The 16,366-nt window shown below is 70.4% G+C and carries 17 protein-coding genes; 15 read left to right on the plus strand and 2 right to left on the minus strand.

What is annotated here, in order from left to right; all coding sequences use genetic code 11:
- The first annotated feature begins 57 nt into the window (after positions 1–57).
- The 13 genes from VFR64_07000 (at position 58) to VFR64_07060 (ending at position 13,285) form a co-directional block, all read left to right on the plus strand.
- Positions 58–846 carry a putative hydro-lyase gene (locus tag VFR64_07000; GenBank protein ID HET9489483.1) on the plus strand — a complete coding sequence of 263 codons (789 nt, stop codon included), beginning with the start codon at positions 58–60 and terminating at the stop codon, positions 844–846.
- A gap of 177 nt (positions 847–1,023) precedes the next feature.
- A complete protein-coding gene (gene pxpB / locus VFR64_07005; protein ID HET9489484.1) occupies positions 1,024–2,721 on the plus strand; it encodes a 5-oxoprolinase subunit PxpB in 1,698 nt (565 codons plus the stop codon).
- Between the two features lie 11 nt (positions 2,722–2,732).
- Complete coding sequence (locus VFR64_07010; protein ID HET9489485.1) at positions 2,733–4,058, plus strand: aspartate aminotransferase family protein; 1,326 nt, start codon at positions 2,733–2,735, stop codon at positions 4,056–4,058.
- A gap of 9 nt (positions 4,059–4,067) precedes the next feature.
- The gene (locus VFR64_07015) at positions 4,068–4,862 is read left to right on the plus strand and encodes a 5-oxoprolinase subunit PxpA (protein HET9489486.1); all 795 of its coding nucleotides are present in this window, start codon (positions 4,068–4,070) and stop codon (positions 4,860–4,862) included.
- Between the two features lie 37 nt (positions 4,863–4,899).
- Positions 4,900–6,015 (plus strand): glycine cleavage system aminomethyltransferase GcvT, encoded by a 1,116-nt coding sequence (gene gcvT, locus VFR64_07020; GenBank protein ID HET9489487.1) that lies wholly within the window; start codon positions 4,900–4,902, stop codon positions 6,013–6,015.
- Positions 6,016–6,042: 27 nt separating this feature from the next.
- Positions 6,043–6,435, plus strand: coding sequence for a glycine cleavage system protein GcvH (gene gcvH / locus VFR64_07025; protein HET9489488.1), 393 nt, complete (start codon positions 6,043–6,045; stop codon positions 6,433–6,435).
- A complete protein-coding gene (gene gcvPA / locus VFR64_07030; GenBank protein ID HET9489489.1) occupies positions 6,435–7,778 on the plus strand; it encodes an aminomethyl-transferring glycine dehydrogenase subunit GcvPA in 1,344 nt (447 codons plus the stop codon). The genes gcvH and gcvPA overlap by 1 nt, the downstream gene beginning before the upstream one ends.
- Positions 7,778–9,250 (plus strand): aminomethyl-transferring glycine dehydrogenase subunit GcvPB, encoded by a 1,473-nt coding sequence (gene gcvPB / locus VFR64_07035; GenBank protein ID HET9489490.1) that lies wholly within the window; start codon positions 7,778–7,780, stop codon positions 9,248–9,250. The genes gcvPA and gcvPB overlap by 1 nt, the downstream gene beginning before the upstream one ends.
- Positions 9,251–9,303: 53 nt before the next feature.
- Positions 9,304–10,104: a biotin/lipoate A/B protein ligase family protein gene (locus tag VFR64_07040; GenBank protein ID HET9489491.1), complete on the plus strand. Its 801-nt coding sequence runs from the start codon at positions 9,304–9,306 to the stop codon at positions 10,102–10,104.
- Complete coding sequence (locus VFR64_07045; GenBank protein HET9489492.1) at positions 10,101–10,538, plus strand: NUDIX hydrolase; 438 nt, start codon at positions 10,101–10,103, stop codon at positions 10,536–10,538. The genes VFR64_07040 and VFR64_07045 overlap by 4 nt, the downstream gene beginning before the upstream one ends.
- The gene (locus VFR64_07050; GenBank protein ID HET9489493.1) at positions 10,535–12,031 is read left to right on the plus strand and encodes a leucyl aminopeptidase; all 1,497 of its coding nucleotides are present in this window, start codon (positions 10,535–10,537) and stop codon (positions 12,029–12,031) included. Before VFR64_07045 ends, VFR64_07050 begins: the two co-directional genes overlap by 4 nt.
- Positions 12,028–12,879, plus strand: coding sequence for a PHP domain-containing protein (locus VFR64_07055; GenBank protein HET9489494.1), 852 nt, complete (start codon positions 12,028–12,030; stop codon positions 12,877–12,879). The genes VFR64_07050 and VFR64_07055 overlap by 4 nt, the downstream gene beginning before the upstream one ends.
- Before the next feature lie 7 nt (positions 12,880–12,886).
- Complete coding sequence (locus VFR64_07060) at positions 12,887–13,285, plus strand: ArsC/Spx/MgsR family protein (GenBank protein HET9489495.1); 399 nt, start codon at positions 12,887–12,889, stop codon at positions 13,283–13,285.
- Here the strand turns inward: VFR64_07060 and VFR64_07065 are convergent.
- Both VFR64_07065 and VFR64_07070 read right to left on the minus strand, forming a co-directional pair.
- A complete protein-coding gene (locus tag VFR64_07065) occupies positions 13,282–13,665 on the minus strand; it encodes an ACT domain-containing protein (GenBank protein ID HET9489496.1) in 384 nt (127 codons plus the stop codon). The two genes, VFR64_07060 and VFR64_07065, sit on opposite strands and share 4 nt — an antisense overlap.
- A gap of 50 nt (positions 13,666–13,715) precedes the next feature.
- Positions 13,716–14,558 carry a hypothetical protein gene (locus VFR64_07070; protein ID HET9489497.1) on the minus strand — a complete coding sequence of 281 codons (843 nt, stop codon included), beginning with the start codon at positions 14,556–14,558 and terminating at the stop codon, positions 13,716–13,718.
- A 13-nt stretch (positions 14,559–14,571) separates the two neighbouring features.
- Between VFR64_07070 and VFR64_07075 the strand changes: the two genes are divergently transcribed.
- Positions 14,572–15,753 carry an MFS transporter gene (locus tag VFR64_07075; protein ID HET9489498.1) on the plus strand — a complete coding sequence of 394 codons (1,182 nt, stop codon included), beginning with the start codon at positions 14,572–14,574 and terminating at the stop codon, positions 15,751–15,753.
- Positions 15,754–15,839: 86 nt separating this feature from the next.
- Positions 15,840–16,364 carry a bifunctional nuclease family protein gene (locus VFR64_07080; GenBank protein ID HET9489499.1) on the plus strand — a complete coding sequence of 175 codons (525 nt, stop codon included), beginning with the start codon at positions 15,840–15,842 and terminating at the stop codon, positions 16,362–16,364.
- Positions 16,365–16,366 lie beyond the last annotated feature (2 nt).

Consider the following 16,366-nt stretch of genomic DNA (forward strand, 5'->3'; position numbering starts at 1 on the left):
CTGGCGAGCCCCGAGGTCTGGGCCCGGCTCGGTGTTCGGGAGGAGTAGAATCGCGCTATGCCGATCGACGCTCGTCACCCCCGCGAAATCCGGGCCGACATCAGGGCGGGCGCGCTGACCGGCGTGACCGCTGGTCTCGGTCCCGGTTACGTGCAGGCCAACCTCGCCGTGCTGCCCCGGGAGCACGCCTACGACTTTCTGCTGTTCTGTCAGCGCAACCCGCGGCCGTGCCCGCTCCTGGAAGTCACCGACGTGGGTTCCCCCGAGCCGGCGGGCGTCGCTCCGGGCGCCGACCTCCGCACCGACCTCTCCCGCTACCGGATCTACAAGGACGGCGTGCTGGCCGACGAGGTGACCGATGTCCGCGCCTTCTGGCGCGACGACCTCGTGGCCTTCCTGCTCGGCTGCTCGTTCACGTTCGAGTGGGCCTTGATGGAGGCGGGCATCCCCCTGTGGCACGTCGAGCACGGGCGCAATGTCGCCATGTGGCGCACCTCGATCGCCTGCCGCAGCGCCGGCCGCTTCCACGGGCCCATGGTCGTCTCCATGCGGCCCGTCGCCGCCGAGCACCTGGCCAAGGCCGTCACCGCCAGCGCCCGGTTCCCCGGCGCGCACGGCGCCCCCGTGCACATTGGAAATCCCGACGCCATCGGCATTCGCGACATCACCCGCCCCGACTGGGGTGATGCGCAGGAGTTTCGCGCCGGCGACGTTCCCGTGTTCTGGGCGTGCGGCGTCACACCGCAGGCGGTAGCGCTGGCTTCCCGGCCCCCGTTGATGATCACCCACAGCCCCGGCCACATGTTCATCACCGACGTGTCCAACTCCGCGCTGGCCGTCCTCTGATCACCGGGTGACGCCGCGGGTGATCGCGACTCCGATCGGGTGCCCGACACACCGCCGCGGGCGATCGCGGCGGGCCCCGGGCGTGGCGAAGGCGGTGGTCGCGGCTCAGATCGGGCGGGAGAATGGCCGCCGCGGGCGATCGCGGCGGGGCACGGGCGTGGCGAAGCCCGGGTGCCCGTGCCCGGTTCAATGATCTTCAATCCCTGCGGCGACCTGGCCGTTTCCGTGGAGCTCGACGAGCAGATCAGCGTCGAGGTCAACACGCGCGTGCGGGCGCTGGAGTTCCTCATCCAGCAAAAGGGGCTGCCGGGCGTGGTCGAGATGGTCCCGAGCTTCCGGGCCCTGCTCGTCTACTACGACCCGCTGGCCGTCGACTACGACGCGCTCTGCGCGGCCATCGCCGAGCTGGAGCCTCAGGCCGAGGCTGCCGTACTGCCGCCGGCGCGCACGGTGGAGCTGCCGTGCTGCTATGATCCCGAGCTCGGCCTCGATCTGTCCGCAGCCGCCCAGCGCATCGGGACCTCCGTCGACGACCTGATAGCCCTGCATGCCGGGGCCTCGTACCTCGTGTACTTCATCGGCTTCACCCCCGGACTGCCGTACATGGGTGGACTGCCCGAGCGGCTGCGGATCCCCCGCCTGGAGACCCCGCGCACGAAGGTGCCGGCGGGAAGCGTGGGGATCGGCGGTGGCCAGTGTTGCATCTATTCGGTCGACAGCCCGGGCGGGTACTGGATCCTCGGTCGTACGCCGCGCACGCTCTACGACCCCGGGGCCGACGAGCCGACGCTGCTGCGGCCCGGCGACCGCGTGCGTTTCCGGCCGATCTCCCGCGCCGAGTTCGCCGAGCTCGAGCAGAGCCGGGACTCTGATCGGGTGAGAGATCGGAAGCCGAGCGCGATTCCGGCGGGGCACGGGGGTGGCGACAGCCCGGGTGCCCATGCCCTGATAAAAATTCTGGATCCGGGGCCGCAGACGACGGTGCAGGATCTGGGCCGCCGCGGATACCTGCGGTTCGGCATCCCGCCGGCGGGCCCGGTCGATCCCGCCGCCTTCATTCTCGCCAACCGTCTGGTGGGCAACGCCGACGGCGCGGCTGGGCTCGAATGTACCGTCGTCGGCCCTCGCTTCGTGGCCGAGAACGCCTGCGCCATCGCCGTCACCGGCGCGACGCTGCCGGTCACGGTCAACGGCCAGGACGCTCCCATGTGGACGACGCTCCCGCTCGTGCCGGGCGACGTGGTGAAGCTGGGGGCGGCCCGGACCGGGGTCCGCGGCTACATCGCCTTCTCCGGCGGGATCGACGTGCCGGAGGTGCTGGGCGCGCGGGCCACGTACTTGCGAGGGCGCCTGGGCGGGCTCGGGGGGCGCGTGCTGCGGCGGGACGACGAGCTCGCGCTCGCTCCGGCGCCCGCGCCGGTCGTGCGTCGGGTGTCGGCGTCCGCATGGCCGCGCCTGGACACGGAGCCCGAGATCCGTGTCGTGCCCGGGCCCCAGCAGGACCGCTTCACCGCCGAGGGGCTCGCCGCGCTCCTGGGCGGGCCCTACGAGATGCTGCCGCAGTCCGATCGCATGGGCGCTCGGCTGCGCGGCCCTCGCATCGCGCACAGCCGCGGGCACGATATCATCTCGGACGGCATCGCGCTCGGCAGCATCCAGGTGCCCGGCGACGGCCAGCCCATCGTGCTCCTCGTCGACCGCCAGTCGACCGGCGGCTATACGAAGGTGGCCACGGTGTGCTCTTTCGACATCGGGCGCCTGGGACAGGTAAAACCTGGCCAGCGGCTGCGCTTCCGGGCCATCCCCCTGGCCGAGGCGCATCGGGCGCTCGTGACGTGGCTGGCTAGACTGGACGGTGCGCTCGACGCTGCCTGATCGGAGGATTGATGAGCATCGATCGTGAGCTGAATGAGTACCTGGCCAAGACGAGCCGCTCCCGGAGCCTGCACGAAGAAGCGGTGGCGGTGATGCCAGGCGGGAATAGCCGGACCACGACCTTCTTCGACCCCTACTCCCTCTACTTCCAGCGGGGTCAGGGCGCTCACATCTGGGATGCCGACGGGATCGATCGGCTCGACTTCAACGGCAACTACACGAGTCTGATCCTCGGTCACGCCCCTCCCGAGGTCGTCAAGGCCGCGCAAGAGGCGGCGGCCCTCGGCCTCTCGTTTCCGGGCCCCACCGAATACGAGCTGCGACTGGCCGAAGTGCTGAGCCGTCGCGTGCCCTCCATGCAGACCCTCCGCTTCACCAATTCCGGGACCGAGGCGACGATGAACGCGGTGCGGCTGGCCCGCGCCGCCACCGGGCGGCCCCGGATCGCCAAGTTCGAGGGTGCCTATCACGGCACCCACGACTCGGTCATGGTCAGCGTGTCGCCCGATCCCCGGACCGCCGGGGGCCGTCGGCGCCCGAAACCGGTGCCGTGGTCGGCAGGAGTCCTGCCCGCCACGGTAAAGCACACCGTCGTGCTGCCCTGGAACGATGCGGAGGCCTGCGGGGAGATCATCGACCGGGAGGCGGCGAACCTCGCCGCCGTCGTCGTCGATCCCCTGCTGGGCATCGGCGGCATCATTCCCCCGCTGGACGGGTTTCTGCAGCATCTACGGGCGGTGACCGAGCGTCATGGCGTCCTGCTCGTGTTCGACGAAGTGATCTCCTTTCGCGTGGCCTGGGGCGGGGCCCAGGAGCGCTTCGGCGTCCGTCCCGATCTGACGACCCTGGGTAAGATCATCGGGGGCGGCCTGCCCGTCGGGGCCTTCGGTGGCCGGCCCGATCTCATGGCCGCATACGATCCCCGCAAGGGGGGCGCGCGCATCAGTCACGGTGGAACCTTCAACGCCAACCCGGTGACGATGGCCGCCGGGCTGGCGACGATGAATTTAATCACGCCGGAGGCGCTGAGCCGGCTCGACGCGCTGGGCGAGCGGCTCCGGGGCGGGGTGACTCGGCTGCTCCAGGCCACGCGGCGGCGGGGACAGGTGAGCGGGATCGGCTCGCTCTTCTGCCTGCACTGGACGTCGGGCCCCCTCACCGATTACCGCTCGAGCCGGCCCAAGGATCCCCAGACGCCGATGCGCGTGTTCATGGGTCTCCTCAACGAGGGGATCGTCCTCAGCCAGCGTGGCCTGGGCGCGTGCTCGCTGGCGATGACGGAGGAGGACATCGACCGGTTCGTCAACGCCCTGGCCCGCGTCCTGGCCCGGGAGTAGGAGCCCACCATGCCGACGCAGAAATTCATCGACCTCAACTGTGACATGGGCGAAAGCTACGGGCGCTGGACGCTCGGAGCGGACGCCGAGATCATGCCCTTCATCACCTCAGCCAACGTCGCCTGCGGTTTCCACGGGGGCGACCCCCACGTGATGCGCAAGACCGTGGAGCTGGCCCTCCGGCATGGGGTAGCCGTCGGCTCGCACCCGTCTCTGCCCGACCTCATGGGCTTCGGGCGGCGGGTGATGGATGTCACGCCGCAGGAGCTGAAGGATTACCTCCACTACCAGTCGGGCGCGCTGCGCGAGTTCCTGCGCGCCGCCGGCTCCGAGCTGCAGCACGTCAAGCCGCACGGCATCCTGTACACGATGATGGAGCGGCAGGAGTTCGAGGCGCTGGGCCGGGCCTGCGGTGAGGCGGTGCAGGAGTCGCGCGATCCGAAGCTCATTCTCATGACCCTGGCGGCAGGCAAGTGCGACCAGGCCTGCCGGAAGATGGGCGTGCGGGTGGCGTCGGAGGGTTTCGCCGACCGCGCCTACAACGTGGATCTCACCCTGGTGTCCCGCAGGCTGTCGGGTTCGCTGATCACCGATCCCCAGAAGGCGGCGGCCCAGGCCGTACGGATGGCGATGGAGGGCAAGGTCCGGACCATCGACGGCGTGGACGTGGACATCTCCGTGCAGACGATCTGCTGTCACGGCGACACGCCGGGCGCCGACCGAATCGTGCGGGCGGTGAGGGAGGCGCTGGACCGGGCCGGCTGCCAGGTCAAGCCCCTGCGGGACTGGCTCCCGGCGGCTTGACCCCCATCGTATGGAAATGTTTTACTGAGGCCCCCTGATGGACGCGCCCCTCAAGCGGACACCCCTGTTCAAGCTCCACGTGGAGGCGGGGGCCCGCATGGTGCCGTTTGCCGGCTGGGAGATGCCCGTGCAGTACACCTCGATCATCGAGGAGCACCGCACGGTGCGCAGCGCGGTGGGCCTGTTCGATGTGAGCCACATGGGTGAGTTCGAGGTCGAGGGCCCCCAGGCGCTGGCCGCCGCCCAGCATCTCACCACGAACGACGTGGCGGCGCTGGAGATCGGCCAGGTGCAGTATTCGCTGCTCTGCTACCCGGACGGCGGCATCGTCGACGATCTCACGCTCTATCGCCTCGGCCCCGATCGCTACATGATGACCGTGAACGCCGGGAACATCGACAAGGACTGGACGTGGGTGACGCAGCAGAGCAAACGATTCACCGACGCGCGCTGGCGCAACGTGTCCGCGGACACCGCGCTGGTCGCCGTGCAGGGGCCTCGGGCCGAGCAGCTGGTGGGCCGGCTCGCCGCCATTGACGCCACCGCGATCGGTTACTACCGGTTCGCCGCGGGCGCGGTCGCCCGAGTGCCCGCGCGCATCTCACGCACCGGGTACACGGGCGAGGATGGGTTCGAGCTCTACGTGCAGGCCGCCGACGTCGAGCCTCTGTGGCGGGCGCTGCTCGAGGAGGGAGCCCAGACCGGAGCGCGCGCGATCGGCCTGGGCGCCCGTGACACGCTCCGGCTCGAGATGCGCTACGCCCTCTACGGTAACGACATCGACCAGACCACCAACCCCCTGGAAGCCGGGCTCGGCTGGGTCGTGAAGCCGGGTAAAGGCGACTTCCTGGGCCGCGAGGCGATCGAGCGCGCTCGGGCCGGCGGCCTGCGACGGCGGTTGATCGGCCTGGAGATGGCCGACCGCTCGATCGCCCGCCACGGCTACGTCGTGATGAAGGATGGCCGTCAGGTCGGAACCGTGACCTCCGGATCGTACGGCCCCTCGGTCGACAAGTCTATCGCCCTGGCCTACGTCGAGCCGGCGTTGGCCACCCCCGGCATTGAACTGGGCGTAGAGATTCGCGGGCAGATGCGGCCCGCTCGCGTCGTCAAGACGCCCTTCTACCCGCCCCGTGTCAAGAAAGCCGCGTAACCGTCCGATGCCAATGACGAGGCCACCATGGCGAACAACCCGCCCGAGCTGAGATACACGCGCGAGCACGAGTGGGCCAAGCAGGAAGGCGACACCGTGCGCGTCGGCATCACCCACTACGCGCAGGAGCAACTGGGTGACGTGGTGTTCGTCGAGCTGCCCAAGCCGGGAACCCGGGTGACCGCCCACAAGTCCTTCGGCGTCGTGGAATCGGTGAAGGCCGTGTCCGACCTGTTCGCGCCGGTCTCCGGCGAGGTCGTCGAGACCAACGCCGAGCTGACGAAGAAGCCGGAGCTGGTGAACCAGGATCCCTACGGGCGAGGCTGGATGCTGCTCATCAAGGCGGCCGATCCCGGCGAGTGGGATCAGCTGCTCACGGTGGAGCAGTACGAGGCCTACATCGCCGCCGCCGGTCACTGATGCGCTATCTGCCCAACACCCGCCAGAACCAGCGCGCCATGCTGGACGCCATCGGCGTCCACTCCATCGACGATCTCCTCAAGAAGATTCCGCCCAAGGCGCGGCTCAGCCGGCCGCTGCACCTGCCGCCGGCGCTGGCGGAGATGGATCTCATCCGGCACATGCGGCAGCTGGCAGCGACGAACGCCGATGCCGACGAGACGGTGTGCTTCCTGGGCGGCGGCGCCTATGACCACTACGTGCCCAGCCCCGTCAACCACCTGATCTCCCGCGGGGAGTTTTTCACGGCCTACACGCCGTATCAGCCCGAGGCCAGCCAGGGGACGCTCCGGAGCATCTACGAGTACCAGACGATGATCGCGGAGCTGACCGGCATGGACGTGGCCAACGCCTCGATCTACGATGGCGCCTCCTCCCTGGCCGAAGCCGCGCTCATGGCTCACGCCGTCACCGGCCGCGGAGAGATCGTGCTGGCGGCCGGAGTGAACCCCCTGTATCGACGGGTCGTCGCCACCTACTGTCAGGGCCTCGGCCTGCGCCTGCGGGACGTGCCGGCCCCCGAGGGTATCCTGGACCGTGACGCAGCCCGCCGGATGGTGGGCGGCCGGACGGCGGCGCTCGTCGTGCAATCACCGAACTTCTACGGTTGCCTGGAAGACGTCGCCGCCGCCGCCGAGCTGACCCATGCCGCCGGCGCGCTGATGATCGTCGCGAGCGATCCCGCTAATCTCGGTGTGCTGGAGGCGCCCGGCCGTCAGGGCGCGGACATCGTCGTCGGCGAGGGCCAGGGCCTGGGCGTGCCACTCTCCTACGGGGGACCCTACCTCGGCGTCTTCGCGGCCAAGCAGGAATTCGTCCGCCGCCTCCCCGGCCGGCTCGTCGGCGCCACCGTGGACATCGACGGCCGCCGGGGATTCACGCTGACGCTGCAGACTCGCGAGCAGCACATCCGCCGCGGCCGGGCCACCTCCAACATCTGCACGAACGTGGCGCTCTGCGCCCTCATGGCCACGGTGTACCTGGCCATCCTCGGCCGCCGGGGCCTGGCCCGGGCCGGCGAGCTGAGCATGGCCAAGGCCCACTATGCTGCCGAGCGGCTCACCCGGGTGCCAGGGGTGAGCCTTCGTTTCCCGGCCCCGTTCTTCAAGGAGTTCGCGCTCCGGTTGCCCAAGGCGCCGGAGCGGGTGGTGGCCAGGCTGGCCAGAGAGGGCATCCTGGCCGGGATCCCGCTCAAGCCTTTCGACCGGAAGCTCGGCGATGGCCTGCTGGTGGCGGTCACCGAGAAGCGCACTCGCGAGGAGATCGACCGGCTGGCCGGCGCGCTCACGAAGGCGGTCGCCTGATGCCGTTCGACAACGCCCCCACCTACGACAAGCTGATCTTCGAGCTGTCCTCGCCGGGGCGCTCGGCGTATTCGCTGCCCGAGCCGGACGTAGACGTGGACGCCGCCCGGAGCCAGATCCCGGCACAGTATCTGCGACAGGAGCCCCCCGCGCTGCCCGAGGTCTCCGAGCTGGACGTGGTGCGCCACTACTCCCGGCTGAGCCAGCTCAACTACGGTCTCGACACACACTTCTACCCGCTCGGCTCGTGCACGATGAAGTACAACCCGAAGCTCAACGAGGACATGGCCCGGTTGCCCGGCTTCGCCCGGCTCCATCCGCTGACGCCCGAGCTCCTGGCCCAGGGCGCGCTGCGGCTCATGCACGAGCTGGCGGGGCTGCTGGCCGAGATCGCCGGGATGGATGCGGTCTCCCTGCAGCCGGCGGCAGGGGCCCAGGGCGAGCTGGCCGGCGTGCTCATGATCCGGGCCTGGCACCAGGCCAACGGCGAGAAACGCACCAAGGTGCTGGTGCCCGACTCGGCGCACGGCACCAACCCGGCCTCGACGGTTATCGCCGGGTTCGAGGTGATCGAGGTCAAGTCGGACGCCAACGGTGAAGTGGACCTGGGAGACCTCGAGCGCCATCTGGGCCCGGACGTGGCGGCCTTCATGATCACCATGCCCAACACGCTGGGCAACTTCGAGCCGCGCATCGTCGAGATCATCGAGATGTGCCACGCCCGCGGCGTGCAGGTGTACATGGATGGCGCCAATTTCAACGCCATCCTGGGCATCAGCCGGCCCGGCGACCTCGGATTCGACGTCTGCCACTTCAACCTGCACAAGACCTTCACCACCCCTCACGGGGGCGGTGGCCCCGGGGCCGGTCCCGTCGGCGTCAAGAGCCACCTGGAGCCGTTTCTGCCCGTCCCGGTCGTCGCCAGGGACGACGGGCGGTACCGCCTGGACTGGAAGCGGCCGAAGAGCATCGGTAAGCTCCACGGGCTCTGGGGCAATTTCGGCATGCTGGTCCGCGCCTACACGTACATCCGGACCATGGGAGCGGACGGGCTGCGCAGCGTCTCGGAGAACGCCGTCCTCAACGCCAATTACGTCCTGAAACGTCTGGAGGGGCACTACGACGTGGCCGCCCCGGGGCCGTGCATGCACGAGTGCGTGGTGTCGGCCCGGCGGCAGAAGCGGCTCGGGGTGACCGCCATGGACGTGGCCAAACGGCTGCTCGACCTGGGCTTCTACGCGCCCTCGACGTACTTTCCTTTGATCGTCGAGGAGGCGTTGATGATCGAGCCGACGGAGACGGAGTCCAAGGAGACGCTCGACGCCTTCTGTGACGCGATGATCCGGATCGCCCAGGAAGCCGAGAGCAACCCCGCCATCATCCACGAGGCTCCGGTGAGCACGCCGGTGCGGCGCCTGGACCAGACCAAGGCGGCCCGCGAGCCCGATCTGAGGTGGCAGCCGAAGCCGTAGACGCGTGCCCCGCGACGTCGGCCCCCGCGGCCGTGATACTTTGAAGAGCGGTCATGGAGCGCCTCTGGCGACTGCTGATCACCGAGCCGGTCGACGGCGCCACCAACATGGCCATCGACGAGGCCCTCTGGCGCAGCCGGCACGCCGGCGCTGGCCCGCCGACGCTCCGGTTCTTCGCGTGGGACCCCCCGACGGTTTCGCTTGGGTACGGGCAACCGCTCGACGAGGCCGTCGACGTCGCGGCCTGTCGGCGTCTCGGCGTCGGGCTGGTACGGCGGCCGACCGGAGGCAGCGCGATCTACCACGACGGGCCCGAGCGCGAGCTCACGTACAGCGTGGCCGCCGCCAACGCCGATTTGGGGACCGCCGACGACCTGCTGGCGACCTACAACTGGATTGCCCTGGCCCTCTGCCGGGGCTTGCGGGCTCTCGGCGCCGCGGCCGACATCGTGCCCATTCCGGAAGGGACCGGCCCCACCCCGGCCTTTTGTTTCGCCCGGACGGGCCGCTACGAAATCGAGGTGGCGGGCCGCAAGCTCGTGGGCAGCGCCCAGCGCCGCCAGGGCGCCTGCTTCCTGCAGCACGGCTCGGTCCTCCTGGGCGTGGACGAGAAGCGACTGGCCCTCGTCTTTCCCACGACCGCGGACCCGCTGACGACGATGACGACGCTGGAAGCGGCCCTCGCCCACCGGCCTCACTTCGACGACGTCGCGGCCGCGCTGAGGGAGTCGTTCGAGAAGGAGCACGGCGTGGTCCTTCAGCCGGGCGGGCTCAGCAGCGAGGAGACGGCGCAGGCCGAGGCGCTGGTGCGCGACAAGTACGCGACCGACGCCTGGCTGGCCGGTCCGGCGTGAGCCGCGAGTATCCGGCCCGCCCCCTGGTGGGCGTCGGCGCCGTCGTGCTGCACCAGGGACGCGTGCTGCTGGTCCGCCGCGGCGGCCAGCCCTCGTCGGGCAAGTGGAGCCTGCCCGGTGGTCTGGTCGAGCTCGGAGAGACGACGGCGGAGGCCATCCATCGGGAGATCCGCGAGGAGTGCGGCATCGGCATCACCGTGGTCGACGTGGCCGGCGTCCTCGACCGCGTCACCCGCGATGCCGAGGGTCGTGTCCGGTATCATTACGTGCTGATCGATTACCTGGCCTTCCCGAAATCCGAGGCCGTGGTGGCTGGCACCGACGCCGCCGAGTGCCGCTGGGTGGAGATCGAGCGAGTGAACGAGCTCGACGTCACCGACGGGCTGAGTGACATGATCCGCCGGGGACTGGCCCTGGCCAGAAGGGAGTCGTGATCGCCCGGGACATGAACGTTCAGGTCCTCGCCAGGCCGCTGACCGAGGTCAAAGCGGACGCCCTCGTGGTCGGACTGCCCGCCGAGGTCAAGGCCCTGCCGCTGCGTCTGGCAGCCCTGGATCGACGGGCCGGCGGCCTGCTCAAGAACGTGCTGGAGGCCGAGAAGTTCCAGGGCCGAACGGCCTCGGTCACCCATGTCCACACGGCCGGGCGGCTGCCCGCCGCGTGCGTGGTGGTGGTCGGTCTGGGCAACGGCAAGCCGGCCACCGGCGAGGTGCTGCGGCGGGCGGCCTCGGCGGCCCTCCGGCGCGCTCGCGATCTCGGCGCCCGCTCGGTGGCGGTGGAGCTTCTCGGGGATCGCCTGCCCACACGGCAGCGCGCCCACGCGCTGGTCGAAGGCGGAATCCTGGGCACGTACACCTTCGACCGCTACAAGCGAGAGAAGAGCGACAAGCTCGTGGACCGCCTCACGGTGGTCGTCCCCGATGCGCGGATGGCGCGGGAGGCCGGTGAGGGCGCGCGGCGCGGCGAGGTCTTCGCCCGGGCCACCTGGTTCGCCCGTGACCTCGTCAACGCGCCGGCCAACGACATCCATCCTACGCAGCTGGCTCGCGTGGCGACGCAGGTCGCCCGGGAAGGCAAGCTGAAGCTCCGCATCTATGACCGGGACGCCTGTCGCAAGCTCGGGATGGGAGCGTTCCTCGGGGTGGCCGCGGGAAGCGAGCAGCCCCCGAAGTTCATCCACCTGACCTACGCGCCGCGGGGCCGGGCTCGCAAGCGGGTCGCGGTGGTCGGCAAGGGCATCACGTTCGACGCCGGAGGCCTGGACCTCAAGTCGGCCGAGGGCATGCTCCGCATGAAGGACGACATGTCCGGCGCCGCCGCCGTCCTCGGCATCATGCACGCGCTGCCGCGGCTGCGGCCGACGGTCGAGGTCCACGGGCTGATCGCGGCTGCCGAGAACATGCCGTCGGGCTCGGCCATCCGCCCCGGCGACGTCCTGCGAGCCATGAACGGCACCACCATCGAGGTCGGCAACACGGATGCCGAAGGACGCCTGACCCTGGCCGATGCCCTGTGCTACGCCAACCAGCAGGTGAAGCCGGACGAGATCATCGATCTGGCGACGCTGACCGGCGCGTGCGTCGTCGCGCTGGGCCCGCTCTGCGCCGGCCTGTTCGCCAACGAGAAGTCCCTGGGCGATCGCCTGCTGGCCGCCGCCGAGGAGGCCGGCGAACGTCTGTGGCCCTTGCCGCTCATCGAGGACTATCGCGAGTTCCTCAAGAGCGACATCGCCGACCTCAACAACGTCGGCCCTCGGGGCGGCGGGGCCATCACGGCCGGCCTGTTCCTCAAGGAGTTCGCCGGCTCGACGCCGTGGGCGCATCTCGATATCGCGGGGCCGGCCTTCAGCGAGAAGGACTTGCCGCTGGCGCCCAAGGGCGGGACCGGCGTGGCCGTGCGCACGCTCCTCAGCTACCTGACCGCATGACCGGTCGCGTCGACCTGCACACGCATACCACCGCGTCCGACGGCACGCTGTCGCCCCGTGAGCTCGTCCTGGCCGCGGTCCGGCAGAGTGTGACCGTCCTCGCCGTCACCGACCACGATTCGACCGAGGGCCTGAGCGAGGCGATGACGGAGGCGGCCAAGCACGCCCCATTGACCATCGTGCCCGGTCTGGAGATCAACTGCGACGTCGAGGGCGCCGAGATCCACGTGCTCGGTTACCTCGTGAACTACGCGGCGCCCTGGTTCCAGGAGTTCCTGCGCGAGCAGCGCGCAGAGCGGGTGACCCGCGTCCACCGCATCGCCGAGCGCCTGGGCGAGCTGGGCATGCCGATCGATCCCGCCGAGGTCTTCACGCTCGCCGGGGAGGGAGCGGCGGGACGTCCGCACGTTGCCCAGGTGATGGTCAAGCGGGGCTACGTGAAGTCCGTCCGGGAGGCGTTCGACAAGTACCTCAGATCCGGTGGTCCGGCGAACGTGCCACGCCGCCGCCTCACCCCTCAGGAGGCCGTGCGCGTGATCCGGCGGGCGGGGGGGGTGCCGGTCCTGGCCCATCCCGGGCTGGCCGGCCGCGATGAGCTCATCCCCGAGCTGGTCGCGGTGGGACTCCTGGGGATCGAGACCTACTACGCCGAGCACTCGGCGGCTCAGGTCACCGAGTATCTGAGCCTGTGTCGACGGTACGATCTGGTCGCCACCGGCGGCTCCGACTATCACGGCCCCCAGAGCGGACGCACCAATCCCGTCGGGACACCCGCCGTGCCCTGGGCAGCCTGGGAAGAGCTCCAGCGGCGAGCGGACGGGGCGAGACGCGAGCCGGCTGGCGGTTGAGCCGGCCATGCGCGAGCCAGCCAAGGCGCAGCCGCCGCGACCGCTGACCGTCCAGGTGCTCGGCTTCAAAGACTGTCAGGACACGCGCAAGGCGCTCCGCTTCTTCGCGGAGCGCAGGGTCGCCGTTCACTTCGTGGATCTCGCCGAGCGTCCAGCGTCCCGCGGCGAGCTGCGCCGCTTTCAGGAGCGCTTCGGGGCCCCGGCCCTCATCGATCGCGAGCAGCCGCGCTTCCGGGCCCTGGGCCTGCACGTCAGCGGCGACTCCCCGGAGCGGCTGCTCGCCCGCGCTCTCACCGAGCCGCGCCTGCTGCGCACGCCGTTGGTACGAAGCGCCAACCGGGTGAGCGTGGGCCACGCCCCCCAGGAGTGGACGGTGTGGCTCCAGGCCGACCGCTCGCCCCGCTAGCGGAGAACCTTGCGGGCCCGGGCGGGGCTGCCCACGGTCATCACGACGATGGAAGAGCGGCCGGCCGCCGTCGCGTAGGCCGATCTGATGTTGATCCGGGCCTTCGCGACCTTCTCGGCGGTCCGCGCCAGCGTCCCCGGCTTGTTGGCCAGCCGCACGACGAATGCCGGTTCCTCGGTGGGACGATAGCCGGCCGCCCGCAGCGCCCGCCGCGCCTGGGCGACATTCCTGGTCAGGATGCGGATCTTGCCTCGGCCGGCAGCGTCACTCGCGCACAGCGCGGTGATGTTGACGCCGGCATCGGCCAGGGCTCTGGCCACGCCGGCCAGAACACCGGGTTGCGAGCGCAGCGTGAGCACGAGTTGGGTGAGCTTCGGCATGACGGGTCCCCCTTTCCTCGGGAAACGGTTCCGGGATGGCAGTCGAGCGGTCAGGCATACGCGGGAAAGACGCGCCGCACGATCTGGGGTGGATTGACCTGGAGCAGCCAGGCGGCCAGTCGGCGGGCCGCCCCGCGCACGGCGACGAACGTGATCGAGGCGTCGGCCACTACCTGGCCATGCTGATCCCACGCCGTGACGGTGGTGTCCAAGTAACGCGGGTCCTCGGGGCGCGGCCGAACGCTGTCCCGCCGTCCGCCCACCGTGATCGCCGTGCCGAAGGGCACGGACATGCGCAGCCTGATGGCCAGGTCGGTGGTCATGCCGGACTCGCCGCTGGCCAGAGCCCCCAGCCAGAACGCGGCCTCGTCGAGCAACGTGGTGAGGGCTACCGGCGCCAGCGTGCGATCGGCGGTGCAGAAGCGCTCCCGCGCCGGCCAGAGCCCCCACACGCTGTCGTCATCGCAGTTCAGGCGGACACCGAGCCCAAGCGGATTGTCGATGCCGCAGGCGAAACACGTCGCCGACACCGGCAACGGGTCACCCTCGGCGCCGTGGCGCGGGGAGCCGTTCTTCGGAGAAGAGGAAGCGCCGCGCCGGACCGCCCCCTCCACCAGCGGCGTGTCGGCGGCATCCAGCAGCGAGCAGGCGAGCGTGGCGTCGTCGGCGCGGTCGGCGACGAGGCGCAGCGGCACCCCGAGCGGCACGCGCTTGCGATAGACTCCGCGTAGCTCGGCCGCCGGCCACGCCTCGGCGAGCAGGCGGAAGGCCGCGAGGACGGAGCCGCCGTGCGCGGTGTCGGGCAGCCCCTGGAACGCGGGGTCCAGCGTGAGGATACGTTCGGCGCCGTGGACTTCCAGGCCGCGGCGAAGGACGGCGTCCGTCGTCGGCATGCGATAATCGCTCGTGTCGATTCTAGCGCACCGTCCCTTCATCCGGGCGACGGTCGTGAACTTCTTCTTCTTCGCCAGCCTCAACGGATTCGTGCTCCTGCCGCTGCACATCCAGCAACTCGGCGGGACGCCGGTGGAGATCGGCGTGGTCATGGGGGTCTACAGCGCGGTGGGGATCGTGAGCCAGCCGCTGCTGGGCCCCTGGATCGATGCCGTGGGCCGCCGGCCCTTCATGCTGTTCGGTGTCGTCGTCGTGCTGAGCTCGACCGTGCTGGCCACCGTGACCAGCACGATCGGCTGGCTGGCCGTCGTGCGCATCCTGCAGGGGCTCGGCTTCTCCGCGTTCTTCGTCGCGAACTTCGCCTACATCATCGACCTGGTGCCCCCGGCGGAGCGCGGCTGGGCGCTGGGCATCTACGGCGTGTCCGGGCTGGTCTCGGCCGCCCTGGCCCCACTCGTCGGCGAGTGGGTCGTCCGCCGCCTGGGATTCCGGCCGCTGTTCGCCCTGTGCGGGGTGCTGGCGGCGGTGGCGGCCGCCCTCGTCCTCGGCCTCCGCGAACGGCATCGTGACGTGGGAACGCCGGTGCGCGGCGCCGAGTGGGCGCGCCTGAGCCTCGAGGAAGTCTTCCGCCTGCACATGACGGTGACGTTGTTCTTCGGCCTGGGCACGGGCACGATCGCGACCTTCGTGCCGACCTTCGCCGAGAGCCTCGGGGTCACCACGCTGGCCCTCTTCTACACGGCGTACGCCGGAGCGGCCATGGCGGTGCGGATCCTGGGCGGGCATCTCATCGACACTCTGGGCCGCCGGGCGGTGATCGTGCCATCGATGTTCGGCCAGGCCCTGGCCGCCGCCCTGTTGGCTTTCCTGGGGCTGAGCCAGGCCGCCTCCGCCTCCCCACTGGTCCTGCTGGTGGGCGCAGGCTTCGTCGGCGGCGGCGCGCACGGCTTCCTCTACCCGGGGCTCGCCGCGCTCGTGACCGACCAGGCCTCGCCCGTTCGCCGCGGCGCGGTGGTGGGCGTCTTCAGCGCCGTGTTCCTGGTCGGCCACACGGCCGGGGCCTTCTTCTTCGGCTACGTCGTGCACGCCCTCGGCTACGGCCCGATGTGGGGTGTGCTGACCGCGCTGCTCCTGGGCGGCGCCGGCCTGAGCCTGCGGCTGCCCGGCGGTATGCCGGACGCGGCCGCCGCCTGACCGGGGGGCGCCGCTGCGTGAACGTCGCCGGTGCGTTTATACTGGGTCGCGCGACGCGATCGTCGGGCGCCGCCGGGGGTGGGACGATGTCGAACAACCGCACGATCGGAATGGCGCTGGTGGCCATCGCGCTCGCCCTCGCCGCCGGTCCGCGTTCCGATGCGGCCGCACCCGCCGTCAAGCCGGCCAGCATCCACGAAGTCGACGTCGTCGCCGTCTACCTCGATTCGGCGGTCCAGGCACCCAAGGTCGTTCTCGAGCGCAAGCACGACCGGCGGCGCTTCGAGATGGTCATCGGACTGGCCGAGATGAACGGCATCGCCATTCCGCTGAACGGCGTGACCCCGCCCCGGCCGTTGACCCACGACCTCTTCCTGACGCTGTTCGGTCGGCTCAAGGTCACGCTGACCCGCGTGGTGATCACCGACCTGCGCGACGACATCTATTACGCGCTGCTGCACTTCACGAGCGCGGCCGGTCAGCTGACGCTCGACTCACGGCCGTCCGACGCCATCGCCCTGGCCGTCCGGGCCAAGGTGCCGGTCTTCGTGGACGACCGGGTCTTCGAGAAGGCCGGGTCGGCGACGCGACAGCGGCGCCAATCCATCTGAGA

The organism is Candidatus Methylomirabilota bacterium, assembly GCA_035709005.1.
GTDB lineage: Bacteria > Methylomirabilota > Methylomirabilia > Rokubacteriales > CSP1-6 > 40CM-4-69-5.

What these genes read in the sequence shown, in the direction of transcription:
- VFR64_07000 (HET9489483.1), top strand. Translation starts at nt 58, where the DNA reads ATGCCGATCGACGCTCGTCACCCCCGCGAAATCCGGGCCGACATCAGG.
- VFR64_07010 (HET9489485.1), top strand. Translation starts at nt 2,733, where the DNA reads ATGAGCATCGATCGTGAGCTGAATGAGTACCTGGCCAAGACGAGCCGC.
- VFR64_07015 (HET9489486.1), top strand. Translation starts at nt 4,068, where the DNA reads ATGCCGACGCAGAAATTCATCGACCTCAACTGTGACATGGGCGAAAGC.
- gcvT (HET9489487.1), top strand. Translation starts at nt 4,900, where the DNA reads ATGGACGCGCCCCTCAAGCGGACACCCCTGTTCAAGCTCCACGTGGAG.
- gcvH (HET9489488.1), top strand. Translation starts at nt 6,043, where the DNA reads ATGGCGAACAACCCGCCCGAGCTGAGATACACGCGCGAGCACGAGTGG.
- gcvPA (HET9489489.1), top strand. Translation starts at nt 6,435, where the DNA reads ATGCGCTATCTGCCCAACACCCGCCAGAACCAGCGCGCCATGCTGGAC.
- gcvPB (HET9489490.1), top strand. Translation starts at nt 7,778, where the DNA reads ATGCCGTTCGACAACGCCCCCACCTACGACAAGCTGATCTTCGAGCTG.
- VFR64_07040 (HET9489491.1), top strand. Translation starts at nt 9,304, where the DNA reads ATGGAGCGCCTCTGGCGACTGCTGATCACCGAGCCGGTCGACGGCGCC.
- VFR64_07055 (HET9489494.1), top strand. Translation starts at nt 12,028, where the DNA reads ATGACCGGTCGCGTCGACCTGCACACGCATACCACCGCGTCCGACGGC.
- VFR64_07060 (HET9489495.1), top strand. Translation starts at nt 12,887, where the DNA reads ATGCGCGAGCCAGCCAAGGCGCAGCCGCCGCGACCGCTGACCGTCCAG.
- VFR64_07065 (HET9489496.1), bottom strand. Translation starts at nt 13,665, where the DNA reads ATGCCGAAGCTCACCCAACTCGTGCTCACGCTGCGCTCGCAACCCGGT.
- VFR64_07070 (HET9489497.1), bottom strand. Translation starts at nt 14,558, where the DNA reads ATGCCGACGACGGACGCCGTCCTTCGCCGCGGCCTGGAAGTCCACGGC.
- VFR64_07080 (HET9489499.1), top strand. Translation starts at nt 15,840, where the DNA reads ATGTCGAACAACCGCACGATCGGAATGGCGCTGGTGGCCATCGCGCTC.